This is a genomic window from Brevibacillus sp. Leaf182 (genome assembly GCF_001423865.2).
GTDB classification, from domain to species: Bacteria; Bacillota; Bacilli; order Brevibacillales; family Brevibacillaceae; genus Brevibacillus; species Brevibacillus brevis_C.
This window is the reverse complement of the sequence record NZ_LMPN02000024.1, coordinates 341,496-362,150: the sequence shown is the minus strand read 5'-3', so window position 1 is coordinate 362,150 and position 20,655 is coordinate 341,496. Positions and strand designations below refer to the sequence as shown.

Genomic DNA, 20,655 nt, shown 5'->3' with positions numbered 1-20,655 from the left:
GAGTGTCTTTTTTATTTCCTGTCTACTTGACAGGGGTCAGTTCAATCTGGGGTTTCTTTGCTTTTTATGATCGTCTTTATTTATTCATGACTTTCTCATTAATGCCGTTGCTGACTCCGGCGCTTTCCATTTTCACTTGGCGGCGCTTGGCGATGATTTTCTTCACCCATAGCCCGACCAAGATGAGCGGCACAACGGTGAGAAAGATATAGAGAGAAACGTTATGGACCATATTTTCTGCCATTTTACCGTAAAAATAAAACAAAAAGCCGACTGCGTAAAATTTGACTGCCCGTCCAATTGCCGCGTACCCAATCAATTTCCACAACGGGAATTTCAAGCAACCCGACATGATTGTAAACACTTTAAACGGAATGGGGGTAAACGAACCGATGAAGATCGCAACTTCGCCTTTCTTTTGGAACATCGCTGTGGCAGAATCAATCCATTCCTTCTTGAGGAGTTTGTACAGAACGGATTTGCCTAGTACTTTACCAATAAAATAACCGACGGGTGTTCCTAACAGACAAGCGATGTAGCCTACCGTTGCAATCCACAAGGCCTGCGAAGGATCAACGAGGCTGAGTGGTACTTGAAGAAAGAAGGCAGGAACGGGAAAGATGACTGCGTCTGCAAAAGAATGGATGAACATTCCCAAATAGCCGTATTCCATTAAGAAATCTAAAATGTTCTGAAACATCTATTTCTCCTTTGTCATTCTATCGTTAACTGCCAGTCATCAACTTAATCGAGTCGGATCGTACCAGGTTTTTACGCTTTATTGGAATGCTCAGCATCACACCGAGTAAGCCCAACAAATTATATGTGTATAGATGCGATTCTACTTCAAACTGGCCGACTATGGAACGAATTTTTTTGGATTGGGATTCACTTACTATATAACGATATACCGCAATCGATGCATTTTGAAACAATACCAGCGAAGCATCGGGGGAAATCATGTTTCTGTATCTGATAATACGATGTAGATCGTTTTCTGGTTACTCAACATTTTGGAACCAATAGTTCCATTATCGAGATTTCGTTGTTGTCCAATAACGCACTCTCGTCGGATTTTATCTACGACGTAAGGCGGATAAGTTATCGGTGCATGCGGCGTAACACATCCATCAACACCTCAATCCCTTGCTCAATCACTGCTTCCTTGGCATAGGACACATTCAGCTTCAACATATTTTCTTGCGGAAAGCCCATCAAGTAATTTTTGTCCGTAGCATCCACAAGGATCGAGCGTTTTTTGAGCTGGCCGATAACAGCAGAGACCGGGGTGGAATCGTTCAAAACAATGTGCGTATGAATCCCCGGATACGCAAAGGACTGAAAGCTGAACAGATTCTCTTCATTCGCCGCAAAATGGTTCAAGGACGCCATCAGCAGGTTGGAACGCCGTTGATAGGAAGTGCGTATTTTTTGCTTGTGACGCTCGAACATTCCACTTTTTAGGTAAATTTCCAATGCAGCTTGTGAGAGCATGGAGCTGTCGATATCCATGAGTCGCTTGTGCTGGTTGAAGGAATCCTTAAGCGCGTCAGGTATAACGGCTACACCCAAACGCAGCCCGGGAAAAATAATTTTGGAATAGCTTTTTAAATAGATGGTGCGAGAAAAGCGATCATAGGTAAAGAGGGGATCGGCTTTGCTGTCATGCTCAAGGTCTGCCATGTAATCGTCTTCTACAATATAGACGTCATACTGTTGGGCAAGCTCCACAATGCGCTGTTTATCCTTTCGACTGTACGTCGTACCGAGCGGACTATGATAGCGAGGCATCGTATAGAAAAACTTGATCTCTTTCGTTCTGAAAATAGACTCCAGCTCTTCTAAATCGATTCCTTGGGCAGTGCGCTTGATCCCGACGACAGGATGCTTGCGTACTTGCAAACTTTCAATGAAAAGGTGGTAGCTGGGCTGCTCAATCAGAATCGTTTCTTTGCCATTTGGAAAAGGAAGACTGCACAGCAAGGATAGAGCTTGTTGGACACCGGAGGTAATGAAAATATTACCCGGGTCCGTAAAAACCTGATGGTTCCCAAGCAGCTTGGCGATGACGGCAATGAGCGATGGCAAGCCTTGTGTAGTTCCATATATGAAAAGATCGTTTTTATAGGTTTCAATCGCTTTATTGATGCAGTGTTGAAAGTCGACATAAGGAAAAAGGTCAGGATCGGGAGCAGAGGTCGCAAAATCGATCATGGACGTATCTGCGGGTTGTATCTTCTTTTGTTTTTTCACGACGTAGTAACCGCTTCGGTCGACTGAGTAGATGAGGTGACGCTTTTCGAGCTCATCCAAAGTGCGGATGACAGTGCTCTTGCTGCATTGGTAGCGAGATGCGAGCTCCCGAATGGAGGGAAGCCGGTCTCCGTCTCGATAGGAGAGGCTTTCAATCAATGTTTCGAGTTCATTTTGAAGCTGCAAATATTTGTGCATCCAAAACATTCCCTTACTGCCGGATTTGTATCGGTACAGTTACTCCTTTTTTGCATTGTAGCACGATTAATCCCCCATTACTATTAACCTAAGACGGCCGTCTGTAAAAAGTCCCCAGTAGGAGAGATACATACGATGAAAGACCAACAAAAAGCGATTCTTGCGGCATTACTGAATGCAGGGATTACCGGCTTGTCGTTTTTGTTTCTGAAAATGGCACTGGCTGTAACCAACCCGGTTGATACTTTGGCACACCGTTTTACCGTGGCATTTATCGCTGCATCCATACCGATCGTGTTTGGGTGGATCAAGCTGTCCATCAAACCAAAAGACATGCTCACGATTATACCGCTCGCCATGCTGTACCCCGTGCTGTTCTTTACCCTTCAGGCGTTTGGACTGGTGTATACCACTTCATCTGAAGCAGGGATTATTCAAGCAACCGTTCCGATTTTTACTATGATCATGGCGGCATTCTTTTTGGGAGAGTCTTCTACGTGGCTGCAAAAGCTGTCCACGCTTTTATCCGTAGGAGGTGTCGTGTACATTTTTGCAATGAAGGGGCTGGGTGTAAGCGCAGGGTCAGGGAGTAGTATCGGTACCATTCTCATCCTGTTATCCGCGTTTTCTTTAGCGGGGTATAGTGTTCTGGCGAGGAAAATGACTAAGTCCTTTCATTATATAGACATGACATATATGGTGGCGTTGCTCGGATTTTTGTTTTTTAATGGCTGGTCAGTCATTCGCCATAGTGCAGAGGGAACCTTGTCGACGTATTTTGCCCCTTTCGCCAGCTCGGCGTTTATCATCTCGATTGTATTTTTGGGGATACTGTCTTCGCTCATGACGTCTTTTATGACCAACTTTGCCTTGTCCAAGATGGAAGCTTCCAAACTTAGCGTGTTTAACAATTTGTCTACATTGGTTACCATCGTGGCAGGCGTCATCTTTTTGCAGGAACAACTGGCATACTACCATCTTATTGGTGCGGTGATGATTATTATCGGGGTGATTGGGACGAATTTCCTAGGGGCAAGATCCAAAAACCAGAATCGCACGCCTCAACCGAAATCCACTTCTGTATGAGAAAATAAAAGGAATACGCAACAGAGCGAATGTTTATACATTGGCTCTGTTTGTTTTTGTGAAGGAATCGCTCTTACTTGCTGGCCGCAAAAAAATCATTCCAGACTTGGTGAAACTGTTTACAAATCGTATCATACACGATATAGTTACCTAGATTGTGAGTATAATGACATATGGTGAGATGACGGAATGAAAAAAATTATACATCTGGATTCGATTGAAAAGAGATTTGCAGATACTGTCGTCGTCCCCTCTTTTTCTCTCTCCATTGAAGAAGGGGAGTTTTTGACGTTACTCGGCCCCAGTGGCTGCGGGAAAACGACACTGCTGCGAATGATTGCTGGCTTTGAGCAGCCAACGACTGGGGAAATTTTCCTGGAAGACAAGCCACTTAAGGCTGTGCCACCGTATCAGCGCGATATGAACATGGTGTTCCAGCAATATGCTTTGTTTCCACACATGACCGTGGAGCAAAACATCCTGTTTGGTTTGAAAATGAAAAAAGTGAACGCAACTGAACAACAAAAGCGTTTGGAGGAAGTACTTCAGTACGTCCAACTGACAGAATTGCGGAAGCGCACGCCTAAGCAACTGTCTGGCGGACAACAGCAACGCGTAGCAATCGCACGGGCAATCATTAACAACCCACGCGTTCTGCTTCTGGACGAGCCTCTAGGTGCTTTGGACTATCAATTGCGAAAAAGCTTGCAGCTCGAACTGAAAAACTTGCAGAAAAACTTAGGGATAACGTTCATTTACGTCACCCATGACCAAGAAGAAGCGATGGCGATGTCCGATCGCATCGCGGTTATGAACAAGGGACGAATTGAACAGATTGCTTCTCCAGCAGAGATTTACAACTCCCCGCAAACCCTGTTTGTGGCTACCTTTATTGGGGAAAACAACATTTTCCGGGAAAACGGAACGAATACAGCCGTACGTCCTGAAAAGATCAAGTTGTACCCGGTTGACTCGGACAAGGACAAGCACAAGAAGCTGGGCACTATTGCTGACGCGGTATTCCTCGGCAATTTGCGCAAGGTATTTATCCGCCTCGAGGGGCAGGATATGACCGTAATGGCACACCAGTACGCAGGTGACGGTCTGGACTGGCAGGTGGGAGATCAAGTGGCCATTGGCTGGGCACAGACGGACGAGGTGATTCTTCCTTGTTAAACAAGAAGCCGGTAAAACTGCTCGCGCTTCCCGCCCTTTTGTGGATGGGTGCGCTTTTCGTCCTGCCTATGCTTATGATCGCCATATTGTCTTTCCTCAAAAGAGGCACGTACGGGCAAGTTGTCTATGAGTTTACGCTGAACAATTACATCCGTATTTTCGATCCGCTGTATGGTCAAATTTTTGGGGATACGCTGGTCGTGGCGGTTCTAACAACGGTATTTTCGATCTTGTGCGGCTATCCGTTAGCGTATTACATTTCACGGCTGGAAAAATCGACGCAGCAAATATGGCTTTTGCTCGTGATGATTCCGTTTTGGATCAACTTCTTGGTCCGATCTTATGCTTGGGTAATCATCCTGCGTTCGCAAGGTGTAATTAATACATTCCTGCAATCGCTGGGCATTATTTCGGAGCCGCTGCCGCTTTTGTACAATTCGGGTTCTGTCCTGCTCGGGATGGTGTACACACTCTTGCCGTTCATGGTACTGCCGATTTATGTGTCGCTGGAGCAGATGGATCGTCGTAAGCTGGAAGCAGCGTATGACCTGGGCGCAACCCCTTGGAAAGCTTTCTGGCATGTGACTCTGCCGATGACCAAGACAGGTGTCGTCACTGGCTCGATCCTCGTATTTGTTTCATCGATCGGGATGTTCGTCGTTCCGGATGTCATGGGAGGAGCGAAATCGGCTCTGATCGGAAACGTCATTCAAAATCAATTTTTGTCTGCGCGTGACTGGCCGTTTGGTTCTGCCTTGTCCATCGTGCTGATGCTATTGTCCATGCTGTTGATTCTTCTTTATTTCCGCGCTACCAAAGCGAGCGAGACAAAGGAGGGATCAGCATGAAAACATTACGTCGAAACGCACTATCTGGATACTCGTGGCTGATGCTGGTCTTTTTGTATCTGCCAATCTTGATCCTTGTCCTTTATTCGTTCAATGATTCACGGATCAACGCTACGTGGACTGGTTTTACGTGGAAGTGGTACGTTTCTTTGTTTGAAAACAGGCAGGTCATGCAAGCGCTGATGAACAGCTTGACGATTGGGGTTATCAGCAGCGTTATTGCAACGGTTTTGGGTACGGCTGCCGCGTTGGCGGTCAAGCATTATTCGATTCGTTGGAGCAATATCTTCAACGGGCTGATGTACTTGCCGATCGTCATCCCGGAGATCATGATGGGGTTAGCTTTGCTCGTGCTGTTTAGCCAGGTACAGATGGAGCTGGGGAAAGTGACCCTGATCCTGGCTCACGTTACGTTTAGCATGCCGTATGTGATGGTCATTATCTCTGGCCGTTTGGCTGATATGGGCAAAGAACTGGAAGAAGCATCTCAAGATTTGGGAGCAACTCCATGGGAGACATTGCGCTATGTGACGCTGCCTCTGATCATGCCAGGGATTATCGCAGGCTTCCTGATGGCGTTTACCCTGTCGCTGGACGATTTCATTATTTCGTTCTTCGTGGCTGGTCCGAATTCGACCACATTGCCACTCTATATTTACGGGTTGGTCAAACGAGGCGTCTCGCCAGAAGTGAATGCACTCTCGACACTTTTGATCGTGAGTACAGTCCTGTTGGTTGTGGTAGCCGAGATTTTCCGCCGCAAAGATTCGAAAAATAATCAATCCATCCTTTAGATACATCATGGAGATTTCATAAAAGCAATCCTATAACTGATTTGGAGGTTGAGAGGAAAAAATGAAACGTTTCAAGTCCTTGATGATCGGCGCTTTGACCGCCGTACTTGCGGTGACTGCTGTAGGCTGCTCATCGTCATCTGAGCAAGAGCAACAAGTATTGAATATTTATAGCTGGGCAGACAACTTTGACCCAGACGTCATCAAAGATTTTGAGCAAAAATTCAACGTCAAGGTTAACTATGATGTATACGGCAGCAACGAAGAAATGCTGGCAAAAATTCAAGCGGGTGCATCCGGCTACGACCTGATTCAACCTTCCGACTACATGGTAGGCACTATGATTCAGTTGGGCCTCCTGGAAGAGTTGAACAAAGCCAACATTCCGAACATGGGCAATATCGTGTCTACGTTCAAGACACCTCCTTTTGACAAAGAAAACAAGTATTCACTCGTATATACATGGGGAATTACCGGGATCGCTTACAACAAGAAATATGTAAAAGAAACCCCGACAAGCTGGAACGATCTGTGGAATGAAGCTTACAAGGGCCGTGTCATCATGCTGAACGACCCGCGTGAGGTTATGGGAATGGCACTGATCAAGAACGGCTTCTCCAATAGCACGACGAACACAGAGGAACTGGAAAAGTCCTTTGCTGATTTGAAAAAGGTAGTACCGAATGTTGTTGCCTTTGATACAGACAACATCAAGCAAAAGATGATTGCGGAAGAAGCATGGATTGGAACGGTTTGGTCCGGAGACGCCGCTTTCATTCACGCACAAAATCCAGATGTGGAGTACGTCATTCCGAAAGAGGGCGCAACGATCTGGGCAGACACGCTGGCAATTCCAAAAGGCGCTAAGAACAAGGAAATGGCTGAGAAGTTCATCAACTACCTGATGGACCCAGAGGTCAGTGTGAAAAACTACGAGTCCATCGGCTACAGCAACCCGAACGAAAAAGCGTACCCACTGCACAGTGAAGAATATCGTTCCAACAAGATGGTCTTCCTGGATACAGCAGACATTGACCGAGCGGAATGGCTGGTGGATGTAGGAGAAACCTTGCAGCAATACGACCGCTACTGGACTGAAATGAAGAGCGGCAGATAAATAGTGGTGAACGAACCGAGATGGAGTATTTCCGTCTCGGTTTTTTTGTTTTCATTTTGTCTGGGAGCTTACTCTTCGGCTGGAAAGGGAATAGAGCGAGGGCATTGGAAAAATAATAAGGGGACACCATATATTGGGGTAAACATAAGATGACAACCAACATGATTTCTGAATCCGTTAGCGAGACGCGAGAAATATTATGGGATCACATGCGAAATCCGCGATTGGTGTTTCGTAACCTTTCTTGTGGGACCAATAGCTTGTTGCTAGCCTACCTACCCTATCTAGTTGATAAGGTAATTCTCCAACAGGCGTTGCTTCCCTATTTGGAAAGGTTACCTGAGGAAAAGCTCGTTCCTGATACGATTTTGGAGAATGTTCCTATTGCTCATGTCACCAAAACTATGGAGTACAGACAAGTCAGCGAGTATCTCGTGAGGGGATGGATTTACCTTCAAATGGAAGGAATGGCGAGCGGGCTTCTTCTCTACGTAGCAAAAATACCGAGTCGTTCTTTGGGAGAGGCTCAGGTCGAAACCCAAATTTTCGGTCCCCAGGTTGCTTTTAGCGAATCATTGGAAACCAACTTAGGGGTTTTACAGGGATATCTTTCGACTGATTTGCTTACCAACGTATCCATTACGATTGGGAAACGTAGCATGACGAATGTGGAAATATGTTATATGGAGGAACTGGCTGCTCCTGAAAATGTTCAAACCGTCATTCAGCGTATAAGCGATCTAGATATAGACGGCGTGATTGACAGTGGAAAATTGGTTCAACTGATTGATGACAATACGTTCTCTATTTTTCCGCAGTTAATCCTAACAGAACGACCTGATCATGTGAGTGAAGCCCTGTTGGAAGGAAAAATTGTCGTGTTTGTGGAGGGGAGCCCGTTTGCTATTGTCGGTCCCAGTTCCTTCGTGGATTTTTTCAAGGCCAATGAAGATCTCTATATCCGGTGGCAAATGGCTTCCTTCATTCGATTGTTACGTTTCTCGGCCCTTTTTGTCTCTCTGTTTTTTACAGCTACTTATGTGGCAGCACTTACGTTCCATTATGAAATGATTCCATCTGCTCTCCTTGTATCGCTCGTAAAGTCTCGTTCCAAGGTACCTTTTCCCCCATTATTTGAAGCTTTGCTGCTTGAGATGATTATTGAATTCTTGCGAGAGGCTGGAGCAAGACTTCCTTTCAAAGTTGGGCAAACGATAGGGATCGTCGGCGGTATCGTAATTGGACAGGCAGCCGTTGCAGCAGGTTTTACCAGTAACATTTTGATCATGATTGTGGCACTCAGTGCATTAGCTTCCTTTACTTTTCCTTCCTACATGATGAGTACGGCCGTGCGTATCCTCCGCTTTCCGATTATCCTGTTAGCCGGGATTTGGGGCGGTTTTGGTATTATGCTTGGCGCGTCTTTTCTATTGATACACATCTTACGTCAATCAAGTCTGGGACGTCCGTTTTTTCTACCCTTCTTTCCTTTTCGCTTGCAGGATTTTAAAAACAGTCTGATCCGGTTACCTTTTTCCTCTCTCGGCAAGCGTCCGGTTTTGACACGTTCTCCTGACAATACCCGTATGCCTGATGAAGTCGGGAAAAAAAGGCCAGTTCAGTAGTTAGGTGTTGAATGTGAATGTCACAGTCCACTTTTCGTCGAAATAGTCATATGGCTATCAGCGTATCGCTCGCGCTATTTATGGTTCATAGCAATCAGGTTGGAATCGGCATAGCGGGCGTACAACGCTTTATTTATGATAGGGTACAACAAGACGCCTGGATTGCGGTCATACTAGCAGGCATTATGACCCATATAGCAGCGTGGTTCATGCTAAAAATATTAGCGAAATACAAAGACATGGATTTGTATGACATTCATCAATGTGTATTTGGAAAATGGCCAGCACGCGTTCTTAATTTCATCTTTATCGTATATATCATGGGCTCTGCCTTAACTATCTTGAGAGGGTACATCGAGATTATTCAGTCGTGGATGTTTCCAGAAGTGCCTTCCTGGTTATTAAATGCCTCCTTGCTTTGCCTGGCCGTTTATGGAGTGACGGGTGGCATTCGGGTGTTGGCTGGCATTAGCTTTTTTTCTGTCGGGTTGACGATTTTGCAGCTACTGCTCATGATTTACCCCATGCAATATGCCGATTTTCATTTATTGCAGCCAGTCTTTCATCATGATCTTGTACAGCTTATGGACGGTGCCAAGAAGATGTCTTTTTCCATCATCGGATTTGAGATTATTTTGTTCATCTATCCATTTGTGAAGGAAAAGGAATTGCTATCGCGGTATGTACATGGTGGGTTGTTCATGACCACCTGCTTGTATGTGGTAGTCATGCTGGTTACACTCTTGTACTTTCAAGGGGAACAGCTTAAGCAACTTATCTGGGCAACGCTAATGATGATGAAAATTGTAGAGTTTCCGTTTTTGGAGCGTTTTGAGTTTGTGTCCATCTCACTATGGATGCTCATCATGCTAGATAATTTGCTGATGAACCTATGGGTAGCCATGCGAGGGGTTCACCATATTAGTGGGCTCAAGGAGAGAATGGCACTTATTGGGATTGTTGGTGTCATGTTTTTTGCTAGCAATTTTTTGGAAACTCGCCAGTCGATTAATCTCATCACGGATATTTTCGGTGGTGTAGGCTTCTATATCATTTTTGTTTATCCCATCGTGCTTTATGTAGTAATTCGGCTGTTTCGGAGGGGAGCGGTCCGGACATGAAAAGGTTACGATTGCTTGTTTCCTGCTTAGTAGTCGTCGTGTTATTGAACGGCTGTGGGGAGCAGCACGTATTAGAAAAATTGGGCCTGGCGGTTGCGGTAGGGTACGATCTGAGTAAAGATGGAAAGCTGCTAGGTACCACGGTATTTTATCAAATTGACCCGGAGGCACGTGAGTTGGTCACTGTGATTTCTGGCACAGCGCATACAAGTAAAGGACTTACCGTTACACAGAACAGGGAGTCTTCCAAAAAAATTGTAGCCGGTCAAATACGCGTCGTAGTCTATCACGATGAATTAGCACGTAAAGGAATCCTTTCTCTTGTGGAAAACTTAACGCGTGATGCCTCAGTCGGTAGCAATGTCTATTTAACGGTAGCCAAAGGACGAGCATATGATATTTTGACACATCGCTATCCCGAGAACAGCAACATTGGAATTTACCTGTATCAAGCCATACGGCAGAACGTCGAAGGAGAGAATATGATCTCCTCGAAACTTCATGAGTACATGAAAGATTATTATGCCATCGGGAAAGATCCCGTGATGCCTTATATCGAAAGAGTAAAGAATGAATTGCATATTAATCAAATTGGATTATTTCGCGATGAAAAACTGGTGGCAGAGATTACATCAAGGGAGGGATTTTTCCTTAAGATATTACGGGAGCGTTACAATAAGGGGGAATTGGAAATAAACATTTCCCTCGATAAAAAGCGTCTTTTTACTGTAATTGAACATATCTCAAGCAAAAAGCAAATAAAAGTTCTGGATTTGGAGAAACCAAGATTTTCTGTGAAGGTTAAGATGGCAGCGCAGATTCAGGAAATGGCTGAAAAAATCGATTTATCAAAGCCTGAGCAGTTGAATAAGGTACAAAAAGCAATCGAACTGGCGGTTAAAAAAGAGACGGAACATTTACTGGAGAAGTTCAGAAAGCACGATGTAGACCCGGTAGGATTTGGGGAAATTTACAATATAGCCAGTCAAAAGAACGGGAAGAAGATATTGAGCAAAGATGAATGTCGGGAAATCATAAAAAGGGCGAAATTTGATGTGGATGTCGAGATCAAGATTTTACGTACAGGCGTCATTGGATAAAATACATAGACAAGCGACAATCCGGGGTGAGATAGTGAGGGGGAGGTGAGAAAAAATGGAAAAAAAGCAGGCTGTACAAACTGGCTTTCTCGAAGCCAATGGCGCACGTATTTACTATGAAGTAGCAGGGGAAGGCGAACCGCTCTTATTGATCCACGGCTTCAATCTGGATACAAGGCTATGGGATGACCAGCTACAAGCATTCGCACAGACGTATAAGGTTGTTCGCTTTGATATCCGCGGGTTCGGTAAAACACTGGCGACTGACGTTCCTTTTACCTTGTATGACGACGTGAAAGCAGTTCTGCTGGGGCTTGGTATTCAAAAAGCGCATGTGACTGGGCTTTCGTTTGGGGGAATGGTCGCGCAGGAGTTCGCCCTTGCTTATCCGCAGATGGTGAGCAGCTTGATTCTAGTCGCATCCGGCTTGTTTGGTCACCCAAGAAGTGAACAAAGGCTACATGATGTGGAACGGTTCAATCAAGTATGTCAGCGTGGCACGACAGAGGAAGCGTTGGAAATGACGACACAAATGTGGTTTGACGGTCCTGGTCAACCGGTAAATGAGCAAGCTCTCGAAGCACGAAACCGCTTTAAAGAAATCAACAGACACGCCTTTTCGTTGCCGGAGTTTGGCGTTGGATTGGAAACGTTATCTCCCTCACCAATCGAGCGTTTGGAAAACATTAAAGCCCCAACACTCGTTCTTGCAGGAGCACGGGATTATCCCGATTTTCTACAGATCGCCGATGTGTTGACTGAACGAATTACAGGCGCACAAAAAGTCATCCTGCCTGACTCAGCCCATATCCCACCGATGGATCAACCAGAGGTATTCAACCAACTCGTCCTGGAATTTCTCGCACAAAGCACGGTAAGATCATCCTAATACAGTTTGAAAAGGCGTGGATCGGAGAGAATTACCGCTCATGCCTTTTTTTGTTTTCAACACTTTGCCACATCAGATAGCCCGATGGAGCCATATAGATTCTCGTACTATTTTGATAGGATTAAGTACGAAATAAGGAAGCAGGTGATAGGGTGACATACAACATCAGACACTATGCGGTTATGTTTTTGCTCGCCTTCTTACTTGTCCTGACAACGGGTATGACAACTGCTTACGCCCATGCTGGCTTGATGAGCAGCTCACCGCAAGATGGTGAGGTACTGAAGGCGAATCCAGGACAAATATCTGCGCGGTTTACCGAAACATTGGAGCCCGATTTTGTCAACGTGCGTCTATTTGACTGGGATGGCAAGGAAATAAAACTAGAGCGGCCGACATTGCAGCCAGGTGATGCCTCGCAGCTAAATGCGAAACTGCCAAGTGATTTGGCTGAAGGAACGTATTCGGTTATCGTATCTGTCGTTTCCGAGGACGGACATCCGATCGAAGAGAAGCTCACGTTTTCCATCGGACAAAAAAGTGCGGTCGTGGTTCCGCCCAATGAGCAAAAAGCAGATTCAAGCTACTTGATCATGTACCGCTATTTGGCACAAGGAATTATCCTCATAGGTGGGGGCTTGTATCTGGTAGCGTGGGCAGCACAGCGTCATGGCTTGCCTTCCCTTGCCCAGCTCATCGGGATTGGCAGACAAATCGGATGGAGTTTGGCGATCATCGGACTTATATTTTTGTGGTTCTTGTATGACGAAGCGTTATCCGCTGTATCACTTACGCAAGCACTATGGCAGATGGACGGGAACTTGCTCAGTCAGTCTCCGTTTGCGATCATGCTGCTGGTGTCCTTTGTACTACTGTTATTGATCGCGATCCCCAATATGGTGTCCGGATGGTATGTGGGAATCTGGGTGATCGTGATTAGCGCACAAGCTTTTGGTGGTCATGCATGGGGTATTGCTCCAGTCTGGCTGTCCATTTTGCTGAGACTGTTGCATGTGTTGACGGTCGCTGTGTGGATGGGGGCACTTGTGTACTTGCTTCTTACAGTCAAAGCGGCTGAACGAGGACAGGAGTCGTTCAAGAGGTTCTTCTTGCAGACAGTTGCTGTTGCGGCAGTGCTTGCCGTCGTGACGGGTGTTGTCATGCTCATCGTGCAGACGGATGTCATGAACGTTTTCCAGAGTGCAACGGCATGGAGCTATCTGTTATACGGAAAAATAGGAAGTGTCTGCCTCATGCTACTTCTTGCCTTTAGGCAAACGAGACGCTGGCGGACGAAAAATTCCTTGCAGCCTGCTTACTTGCGTTGGGAGATTGTATTCGGGATTATCGCTATTCTGGCTGGACTTTGGATGAGCCAGATCAACTACCCGACAGCTACGACAAATAATCAGGCAGTGATTCAAACAGATTCAAATTAGGGAGGATTTCATATGATGAAAATGAAAAAATGGATGAGCAGTGTACTGGTAGCAGGTGCAGTTTTGACGTTGGCGACAGCAGCACAAGCACATGTGAACGTATATCCGAAAGAGGCTACTACAGGCTCCTATGAAAAATACACCGTGCGTGTCCCAGTAGAAAAAGACGTTAACACAACAAAAGTGAAGCTGGAATTCCCAGCAGGTGTGAAGGTAAATTCCGTACAACCGATTCCTGGCTGGACCTACGAGTTCGAAAAAGATAAAGACGGTGTGAACACAGCGCTTGTGTGGACAGCAACAGAAGGCGGAATCAAGGCGCATGAATTCCAAGAGTTCACGTTTGTCGGTGCAAACCCGAAAGAAGAGGGTCAATTGGCTTGGAAGGCTTATCAGACCTATGCAAATGGCGAGGTTGTGGAATGGACAGGGGACAAGGATTCCAAAACACCAGCGTCTGTCACTACCATTAAGGCTGGTGTAGGGGAAGCAGGGCATGAGCATGGACAAGAACAAAAGCCGGCAACCGCTCCTGCCGGGGAAGCGGCGAGTGCAGGCAGCAACAATACCTTGCCATTGGTACTTTCTGGTTTGGCGTTGTTGATCTCCATCGTTGGTCTGTTTAGAAAAAAAGCGTAAGTGCTTCTTAAAAAAGCTGTGCAGTGTATCCAATCATGCTGCAGAGCTTTTTTCCATTGTGTGGGAATTGAAATGATTTTATAATAGCTATAATTACTTTCGGAGGTGTATATCACATGTTAAAAACACTATTCAGAGCAAGCAAGTACAGAGGAAGGAAAAATAAGAGTGGCAGCATGACGCGTACGCATTTTGCACAGTAGAGGATTGTAGAGTAACGATCAGTATGTGAAAACGGAACGCGTCATCTGCCTAAAAAAAGGTGGATACTGCTTCCATGTTCATGAATGCGACAAAAGTATATATGATCAAAAGTTTTTTGACTTCCCTGGCCAATACGACCATGTTCACGACCTATGCGCTTTACTATATTGTGACACTTGGTTTTAACCCGTTTGAATTGCTATTGATTGGGACGGTATTGGAGTTATCCGTGTTGGTGTTTGAAGGGATAACAGGTGTAGTGGCGGATACGTACAGTCGCCGTCGCTCCGTCATTATCGGGATGTTTTTGCTAGGAATCGGATTTGCGATGCAGGGGATCGTTCCCGCGCTTGATGCTTGGGTACCAGTGTTTTCTGTCTTCGGCTTGGTGCTGTTTTCGCAAGTCATCAGTGGTCTCGGGTATACGTTTATCAGTGGAGCGGATACTGCATGGATTGTGGATGAGGTCGGAGAAGAGAAGATTGGTACGATTTTCATGAAGGCCAAGCGCTACTCTTTGTTTGGGAATCTGCTCGGGATTGCACTTAGTGTGGCATTAGCAACACTCGCTCCCCATTTGCCTTACCTTATAGGTGGCCTCATGTATCTGGGGCTTGGTGTCTTTCTGTTTCTGTTCATGAAGGAGACTGGTTTTGTTCCTCGTGAGCGTGAGCAAGGTGCTTCCCACGTGAAGGAAATGATTCAGACGTGGACTTCTGGTGCCAAGGTGATTCGCAGTCAGCCGATTCTGATGCTGATCTTGTTCGTGACGCTATTTACGGGTGCAGCTTCTGAAGGGTATGACCGTTTGTGGGAAGCGCATTTGATCGCTGAAATTGGCTTTCCAGAGCTCGCTGCTATTTCGATGCCAATGTGGTTCGGGATCATTGCCGCACTCGCAAGCTTACTCGGTCTCATCGTTGTAGGCATTGTGGAAAAAAGGCTGGATGTGAACAATGAGAGGGTTGTCCTTGTGGGCATGTTCACGTTGACGGGGCTCAAAATAGCAGCGATGATTGCTTTTGCCTTTTCCCCTAGCTTTAGCTGGGCGTTAGTAGCATTGCTGTTGATCGGTGTGATTCAGTCATTAAGCAGTCCGCTGTATGATACATGGCTGAATCTGAACATTGAGAGCAGTGTGCGAGCGACGGTTCTGTCGATGATGGGCCAGTCCAATGCCTTGGGACAAACGGCAGGTGGTCCGGCTGTCGGATGGATCGGGACCCGTTTTTCGGTTCGCGCTTCGCTGGTTGCGGCGGCTATCTTGTTGGCACCGATTCTCATTGTGTTCGGACGTGCGCTTAGAAGGCGCTGAGTCACATATACAGTGTAACAAGCATAAGGCATGTGTCCATTTTTTTAGGGCACATGCTTTTTTGTTGAGGCAATCGTTGGTTTTTGCAATCAAAACTTGCGAACAAGCGTTCTCTTTTGGTATTATGATTTCAACAACAAGAAGACACATTTTGTGGTGGTGACAGCCTGATGATTCAGGAGTTGAGAAGGTACGCAGCGAGGCAGCAAGCAGTGGAGATCATCTATTTGAAGAAGGATGGAGAGACCAGCAGGCGTACGATTCGTGTGGTGCAAATCGATGTGAACAAAGGGAGCTTGAAAGCATACTGTTATAGGAGGAAGGCGTATCGTGTATTTGTGTTGGAAAACATTTTGGCGATCGCACCTGTGTCTGGACATTTTGCCGGATGAAAAGGAATCACCCTCTACGCCCCCAGCCTATTCCAGCCATACTATGTTATACTAAATTAGGTAAACAACCTTAAAAAAGCGGAAGGGCGGGGACAAACAATGGAGTTCTTCATTGTCATCGTCATCATGTTTTTGATCGTAGTATTTGTCTTGGCGTCCAAAGCTGCAAAAGGCGGAAGTGGGCGCTCTCATTCCTCTTCAGACAGCGGGGGCGGAGCCTTCTATGTAGACAGCTCTCACAATCACCATCATCGAAGTCACGATTCAAATGATCGTTGGGACAGCTATGACAGCGGAAGCGATAGCGGTAGTGGTGGAGACAGTGGTGGTGGCGGAGATAGCGGAGGCGGCGGCGGGGGAGATTGACGCTGTTGCATTTTGTTTCATTATGGTACAATAACTGGGAAATATGATTCCAAACCTGAATGGTAGGTTTGCTAAAGGAGAGATGTTTTATGGTAGCCATCAAATTTGTTCAGAGTGTCGTAGTCGGGGTCACAGGAATCCTCCTTTCAAGCGAACAGTAATACCGTTCACCAAATGAGGATTCGACTGTGACTGGTTCTGGCTGATAGCCATATATTTAACCAATTGCAGGGGGAATCCGCAGTGAATCAACTAACCAATCAACAAGTATTGCAATCTATGGGCTGGAATGAGTATTTTGCTAATCATTTTGCCCCTTATGCCGAGCAAGGCTACAGTGTGGGACGTATCACACTCGAACATAAACGTATTTATCGTCTGTGGAGTGAGCATGGCGAACTTCTGGGCGAAGTAACGGGTAAGCTTCGTTATGAAGCTATCGGACGAGAAGATTTTCCGGCTGTCGGGGACTGGGTAGTGATCAGTGCTCGTCCAGAGGAAAAGAAAGCCTCCATCCACGGACTTCTTCCACGTAAAAGCAAGTTCTCCCGCAAAGTAGCTGGGGATACTGTGGAAGAGCAGATTGTGGCCGCTAACGTGGATACTGTTTTTCTCGTGAATTCCTTAAATAATGATTTAAATCTGCGCAGGATAGAACGCTATCTCATTCTTGCGTGGGAAAGTGGAGCCAATCCGGTGATTGTGCTTTCAAAAGCAGATTTGTGTGACGATCTGGATTCATGTATGGCAGAGATAGAATCAGTCGCAATCGGAGTACCTGTTCACGTAGTCAGTGCCGAGCAGGGAGAAGGACTGGATCAACTCGAGCCTTATCTGGGCGAGGGCCAGACGATTGCCTTAATGGGTTCCTCTGGTGTTGGCAAATCGACGTTGATCAATAAATTGAGCGGAGCGGAGATGCAAAAAGTCAGTGGCGTGCGTGAAGGCGATGACCGTGGCCGCCATACGACGACACATCGCGAACTGTTCCGATTGCCAAGTGGTGCTCTGATGATCGATACACCGGGCATGAGGGAGTTGCAGCTCTGGGAGGCAGATGAAGGTTTCCGCGGTGCTTTTGACGATGTCGAGTCCATTGCGGAAACATGCCGTTTCAATGATTGCAAGCATATGCGCGAGCCTGGCTGTGCTGTTCAAGCTGCCATCCAAGCTGGATCATTGGAAAAGGCACGCTTTGACAGTTATCTAAAGCTTCAGCGCGAATTGGCCCATTTGGCACGTAAAGAGGATGCAAGGCTTGCAGCCGCTGAAAGGGATAAATGGAAGAAGATCAACGTTCAAATGCGGCAGAAAAAACCGAAGAGATAAGTACGAGAGCCCTTGAGAAATCAGGGCTCTTTCCTTTATTTGGACAAGTAAGCGCTTCCTTTCACTTTCAAAAATTAACGCTTGCTCACAACGCGGGAGTTATGATAGATTTGGTCAATACTCGCTATTACACTTCGAAATAAATATATAGGTAGCTCGTATAATTTTGGGAATAAGGCCCAACCGTTTCTACCAGGTGACCGTAAATCACCTGACTACGAGTGAAAGTGCGTCTAGGGTTCCGTCTCTTTCTTTCCTATTCCAAGAATAGGGTTGGAAGAAAGCTGGTCCGAGCGACGCAGGCACCATGGATGTGTCACACCTAAGGGATAAAAGCCCAGAGGGACAGTTTCACTTGGCGTTGGTTTGTTACGTAGCCCGCTTGTGACACTGTCCGCTCTGGGCTTTCTATATTTCAGCAGGCCACAGGTATAAAAAGTGGCCGGAACCATATCCGAGGAGGAAGAATTGATGAAAGAATTACAAGAGCGCATCGTACAGGACGGCAAGGTACTGTCGGCATCCGTTTTGAAGGTGGATGCGTTTTTGAACCACCAGGTAGATCCACAATTGACGATGAAGATCGGACAGCGCTTTGCCGAGCTGTTCGCTGGTGAAAAAATCACAAAAGTCGTGACGATTGAGGCAAGTGGAATTCATTTTGCTATGGCGACTTCTTTTGCGTTGGGTGTTCCCTTTATCTACGCGAAAAAGAAAAAAGCTGTCACGCTGACAGAGGAAGTATACTCTGCTCCTGTTCATTCCTTTACCCGTCAGGAAACGTATCAAATCAGTGTATCCCGTCAGTATTTGTCCAAAGAAGACCGCGTATTGATTGTCGATGACTTCTTGGCTACGGGAGCTGCTCTGGTGGGGCTTACGAATATTGTTAAAGATGCTGGTGCTCATCTCGTCGGAGTTGGCGCTGTTATTGAAAAAAGCTTCCAGGAAGGCCGCGGTCTCTTGGAGCAAGCTGGCGTGCGAATCGAATCATTGGCACGTATTGAATCAATGTCACCAGAAGGCATTCACTTTATTGAAGAAGAGCCTGCACGCGTATAATCAAAAAATGAATAGGAGGTAAGGGTTCACTCATGCTAGCCAAACATAAGATTGTTACTTTGGGCTTACAGCACATTCTTGCCATGTATGCAGGAGCCGTCGTCGTACCGTTGATTATCGGTGGTGCTTTGAATCTGACTCCTACGCAAATCGCTTATTTGATTGCTGCCGATCTTTTTACATGCGGAATCGCGACGCTCTTGCAAGTCCTTGGCACACGTTATACAGGGATACGCCTTCCTGTTGTGCTAGGCTGTACGTTTACAGCAGTAGGGCCGATTATCGCGATTGCGTCTACGAGTAATCTAGCGACCGCCTATGGTGCCATCATTATATCGGGTATATTCGTTGTCTTGGCAGCTCCACTGTTTGGTAAGCTGCTGCGCTTTTTCCCAACCGTTGTACAAGGTTCGGTCGTTACGATCATTGGACTGTCACTCATTCCCGTTGCGATGAACAACGCGGCTGGCGGACAAGGCATGCCAGACTTTGGACAACCGCACAATCTGCTTTTGGCTTTAGGAACGCTGGTTATCATTTTGCTTATTAATCGTTTCTTTACCGGATTTATTCGTGCGATTTCGGTATTGCTCGGCTTGATTGTCGGTACGGCTGTTGCTTACATGATGGGGATGGTCAGCTTCGCGAATGTTGTGGAAGCCTCTTGGTTTAGCGTGGTTGAACCGTTTTACTTCGGTACACCACAGTTCAGTATTGTGGCCATTGTTACCATGATTCTCGTCAACATCATCAGCATGGCTGAGTCCACAGGCGTTTACTTTGCGCTTGGTAAAGTGACGGATACAAAAGTAACAGATCAAGATGTAGTCAAAGGATTGCGCGGGGAAGGGGTCGCAATTGTACTTGGCGGCATTTTCAACGCATTCCCTTACACGGCTTTTTCGCAAAACGTTGGTCTGGTTTCCTTGACTGGCATTAAATCGCGTGATGTGATGATTGGTGCCGGTGGAATCCTCGTTGTTCTCGGCTTACTGCCGAAGCTGGCTGCTTTGACAACGGTTATTCCTAACGCGGTATTGGGTGGAGCGATGATTGCCATGTTTGGGATGGTTGTTGCATCTGGTATCAATATTCTCTCGCAGGTTGATCTGAACAAAAACGAAAATCTGCTGATCGCTGCTTGCAGTATCGCTGTTGGACTAGGCTCTGCTGCGGTTCCGACGATGTTTGATCAACTGCCTACGTTGGCAAAAATGATGCTGCAAAATGGTATCGTGACAGGTTCTTTGACGGCAGTTATCTTGAACATTTTGCTCGTTCATACGAATAAAAAAGTAACTCAGACTGCTCCGGCAAATGTAACTGTTTCGGAAGCGTCTTAATCTCATCAAACAATGAACCGCCATTTCTTGGTTAAACAGGAGGTGGCGGTTTTGCGTTGGAAACGTGGCTGTGGTGGAGAGAAGAATATTTCCAGTCTAGGCTCCAGGCTCCGTCCTGCTGAGGGCTAAGACTGTCCGCTCCGAAGGGATTCGCGGGGAAACGCAAAAGTGGTAGCCGCTACGTCGTATGGGCACGGTTGCGTTTCTCTTGCCCGCGAATCCCTTCTCCGCTCGGTAGGACTCCACAAGTCGCTACGTCTGGAAATATTCTTCTCTCGTGTAGCTGTTCACATTCTTCAATCTTTTATGGCATTAATAAATCAGATAAACAGGAAAGCTCGTAGACAGCCCCTCTCATT

The 20,655-nt window shown here is 46.3% G+C and carries 19 protein-coding genes and 1 riboswitch; of the genes, 17 read left to right on the top strand and 2 right to left on the bottom strand.

The genetic code is table 11. The features are described from left to right. Positions 1-76: 76 nt before the first annotated feature. Positions 77-700: a YqaA family protein gene (locus ASG16_RS17985; RefSeq protein WP_056489830.1), complete on the bottom strand. Its 624-nt coding sequence runs from the start codon at positions 698-700 to the stop codon at positions 77-79. Positions 701-1,101: 401 nt separating this feature from the next. After that, positions 1,102-2,451 (bottom strand): aminotransferase-like domain-containing protein, encoded by a 1,350-nt coding sequence (locus tag ASG16_RS17980; protein WP_056489875.1) that lies wholly within the window; start codon positions 2,449-2,451, stop codon positions 1,102-1,104. Positions 2,452-2,586: 135 nt separating this feature from the next. Here ASG16_RS17980 and ASG16_RS17975 point away from each other — a divergent pair, with 135 nt between their 5' ends. From ASG16_RS17975 to ASG16_RS17895, 17 genes are all read left to right on the top strand, one after another. Then, complete coding sequence (locus ASG16_RS17975; protein WP_056489827.1) at positions 2,587-3,537, top strand: DMT family transporter; 951 nt, start codon at positions 2,587-2,589, stop codon at positions 3,535-3,537. Positions 3,538-3,726: 189 nt separating this feature from the next. After that, complete coding sequence (locus tag ASG16_RS17970; protein ID WP_056489825.1) at positions 3,727-4,713, top strand: ABC transporter ATP-binding protein; 987 nt, start codon at positions 3,727-3,729, stop codon at positions 4,711-4,713. Positions 4,714-4,757: 44 nt separating this feature from the next. After that, the gene (locus ASG16_RS17965; protein ID WP_048035925.1) at positions 4,758-5,561 is read left to right on the top strand and encodes an ABC transporter permease; all 804 of its coding nucleotides are present in this window, start codon (positions 4,758-4,760) and stop codon (positions 5,559-5,561) included. Then, positions 5,558-6,355 carry an ABC transporter permease gene (locus tag ASG16_RS17960; RefSeq protein WP_048034220.1) on the top strand — a complete coding sequence of 266 codons (798 nt, stop codon included), beginning with the start codon at positions 5,558-5,560 and terminating at the stop codon, positions 6,353-6,355. Before ASG16_RS17965 ends, ASG16_RS17960 begins: the two co-directional genes overlap by 4 nt. 61 nt (positions 6,356-6,416) lie before the next feature. Next, on the top strand, positions 6,417-7,472 hold the full coding sequence (locus tag ASG16_RS17955; protein ID WP_056489822.1) for an ABC transporter substrate-binding protein: 1,056 nt from the start codon (positions 6,417-6,419) through the stop codon (positions 7,470-7,472). 149 nt (positions 7,473-7,621) lie between these two features. Further along, positions 7,622-9,097, top strand: coding sequence for a spore germination protein (locus ASG16_RS17950; RefSeq protein ID WP_056489820.1), 1,476 nt, complete (start codon positions 7,622-7,624; stop codon positions 9,095-9,097). A 17-nt stretch (positions 9,098-9,114) separates the two neighbouring features. Further along, a complete protein-coding gene (locus ASG16_RS17945; protein ID WP_056489817.1) occupies positions 9,115-10,218 on the top strand; it encodes a GerAB/ArcD/ProY family transporter in 1,104 nt (367 codons plus the stop codon). After that, positions 10,215-11,318, top strand: coding sequence for a Ger(x)C family spore germination protein (locus ASG16_RS17940; protein WP_056489815.1), 1,104 nt, complete (start codon positions 10,215-10,217; stop codon positions 11,316-11,318). Before ASG16_RS17945 ends, ASG16_RS17940 begins: the two co-directional genes overlap by 4 nt. Before the next feature lie 55 nt (positions 11,319-11,373). Further along, positions 11,374-12,207, top strand: coding sequence for an alpha/beta fold hydrolase (locus ASG16_RS17935; RefSeq protein ID WP_056489812.1), 834 nt, complete (start codon positions 11,374-11,376; stop codon positions 12,205-12,207). A gap of 152 nt (positions 12,208-12,359) precedes the next feature. Further along, the gene (locus ASG16_RS17930) at positions 12,360-13,646 is read left to right on the top strand and encodes a copper resistance CopC/CopD family protein (RefSeq protein WP_056489809.1); all 1,287 of its coding nucleotides are present in this window, start codon (positions 12,360-12,362) and stop codon (positions 13,644-13,646) included. A 15-nt stretch (positions 13,647-13,661) separates the two neighbouring features. Further along, a complete protein-coding gene (locus ASG16_RS17925) occupies positions 13,662-14,285 on the top strand; it encodes a YcnI family copper-binding membrane protein (protein ID WP_056489872.1) in 624 nt (207 codons plus the stop codon). Positions 14,286-14,562: 277 nt separating this feature from the next. Further along, complete coding sequence (locus tag ASG16_RS17920; protein ID WP_056489805.1) at positions 14,563-15,804, top strand: MFS transporter; 1,242 nt, start codon at positions 14,563-14,565, stop codon at positions 15,802-15,804. Positions 15,805-15,974: 170 nt separating this feature from the next. Beyond that, complete coding sequence (locus tag ASG16_RS17915) at positions 15,975-16,196, top strand: WYL domain-containing protein (protein ID WP_056489803.1); 222 nt, start codon at positions 15,975-15,977, stop codon at positions 16,194-16,196. Positions 16,197-16,295: 99 nt separating this feature from the next. Next, entirely contained in the window at positions 16,296-16,562 is a 267-nt protein-coding gene (locus ASG16_RS17910; RefSeq protein ID WP_056489801.1) for a hypothetical protein, read from the top strand. A gap of 243 nt (positions 16,563-16,805) precedes the next feature. After that, positions 16,806-17,891 (top strand): ribosome small subunit-dependent GTPase A, encoded by a 1,086-nt coding sequence (gene rsgA / locus ASG16_RS17905; protein WP_082517220.1) that lies wholly within the window; start codon positions 16,806-16,808, stop codon positions 17,889-17,891. A gap of 136 nt (positions 17,892-18,027) precedes the next feature. Further along, positions 18,028-18,129, top strand: a riboswitch (purine riboswitch). A 233-nt stretch (positions 18,130-18,362) separates the two neighbouring features. Next, the gene (locus ASG16_RS17900; protein WP_056489798.1) at positions 18,363-18,953 is read left to right on the top strand and encodes a xanthine phosphoribosyltransferase; all 591 of its coding nucleotides are present in this window, start codon (positions 18,363-18,365) and stop codon (positions 18,951-18,953) included. A 32-nt stretch (positions 18,954-18,985) separates the two neighbouring features. Further along, complete coding sequence (locus ASG16_RS17895) at positions 18,986-20,296, top strand: nucleobase:cation symporter-2 family protein (RefSeq protein ID WP_056489795.1); 1,311 nt, start codon at positions 18,986-18,988, stop codon at positions 20,294-20,296. Positions 20,297-20,655: the final 359 nt, after the last annotated feature.

What these genes read in the sequence shown, in the direction of transcription:
- ASG16_RS17985 (WP_056489830.1), bottom strand. Translation starts at nt 700, where the DNA reads ATGTTTCAGAACATTTTAGATTTCTTAATGGAATACGGCTATTTGGGA.
- ASG16_RS17980 (WP_056489875.1), bottom strand. Translation starts at nt 2,451, where the DNA reads ATGCACAAATATTTGCAGCTTCAAAATGAACTCGAAACATTGATTGAA.
- ASG16_RS17975 (WP_056489827.1), top strand. Translation starts at nt 2,587, where the DNA reads ATGAAAGACCAACAAAAAGCGATTCTTGCGGCATTACTGAATGCAGGG.
- ASG16_RS17970 (WP_056489825.1), top strand. Translation starts at nt 3,727, where the DNA reads ATGAAAAAAATTATACATCTGGATTCGATTGAAAAGAGATTTGCAGAT.
- ASG16_RS17965 (WP_048035925.1), top strand. Translation starts at nt 4,758, where the DNA reads ATGGGTGCGCTTTTCGTCCTGCCTATGCTTATGATCGCCATATTGTCT.
- ASG16_RS17960 (WP_048034220.1), top strand. Translation starts at nt 5,558, where the DNA reads ATGAAAACATTACGTCGAAACGCACTATCTGGATACTCGTGGCTGATG.
- ASG16_RS17955 (WP_056489822.1), top strand. Translation starts at nt 6,417, where the DNA reads ATGAAACGTTTCAAGTCCTTGATGATCGGCGCTTTGACCGCCGTACTT.
- ASG16_RS17950 (WP_056489820.1), top strand. Translation starts at nt 7,622, where the DNA reads ATGACAACCAACATGATTTCTGAATCCGTTAGCGAGACGCGAGAAATA.
- ASG16_RS17945 (WP_056489817.1), top strand. Translation starts at nt 9,115, where the DNA reads ATGTCACAGTCCACTTTTCGTCGAAATAGTCATATGGCTATCAGCGTA.
- ASG16_RS17940 (WP_056489815.1), top strand. Translation starts at nt 10,215, where the DNA reads ATGAAAAGGTTACGATTGCTTGTTTCCTGCTTAGTAGTCGTCGTGTTA.
- ASG16_RS17935 (WP_056489812.1), top strand. Translation starts at nt 11,374, where the DNA reads ATGGAAAAAAAGCAGGCTGTACAAACTGGCTTTCTCGAAGCCAATGGC.
- ASG16_RS17925 (WP_056489872.1), top strand. Translation starts at nt 13,662, where the DNA reads ATGAAAATGAAAAAATGGATGAGCAGTGTACTGGTAGCAGGTGCAGTT.
- ASG16_RS17920 (WP_056489805.1), top strand. Translation starts at nt 14,563, where the DNA reads ATGTTCATGAATGCGACAAAAGTATATATGATCAAAAGTTTTTTGACT.
- ASG16_RS17915 (WP_056489803.1), top strand. Translation starts at nt 15,975, where the DNA reads ATGATTCAGGAGTTGAGAAGGTACGCAGCGAGGCAGCAAGCAGTGGAG.
- ASG16_RS17910 (WP_056489801.1), top strand. Translation starts at nt 16,296, where the DNA reads ATGGAGTTCTTCATTGTCATCGTCATCATGTTTTTGATCGTAGTATTT.
- ASG16_RS17900 (WP_056489798.1), top strand. Translation starts at nt 18,363, where the DNA reads ATGAAAGAATTACAAGAGCGCATCGTACAGGACGGCAAGGTACTGTCG.
- ASG16_RS17895 (WP_056489795.1), top strand. Translation starts at nt 18,986, where the DNA reads ATGCTAGCCAAACATAAGATTGTTACTTTGGGCTTACAGCACATTCTT.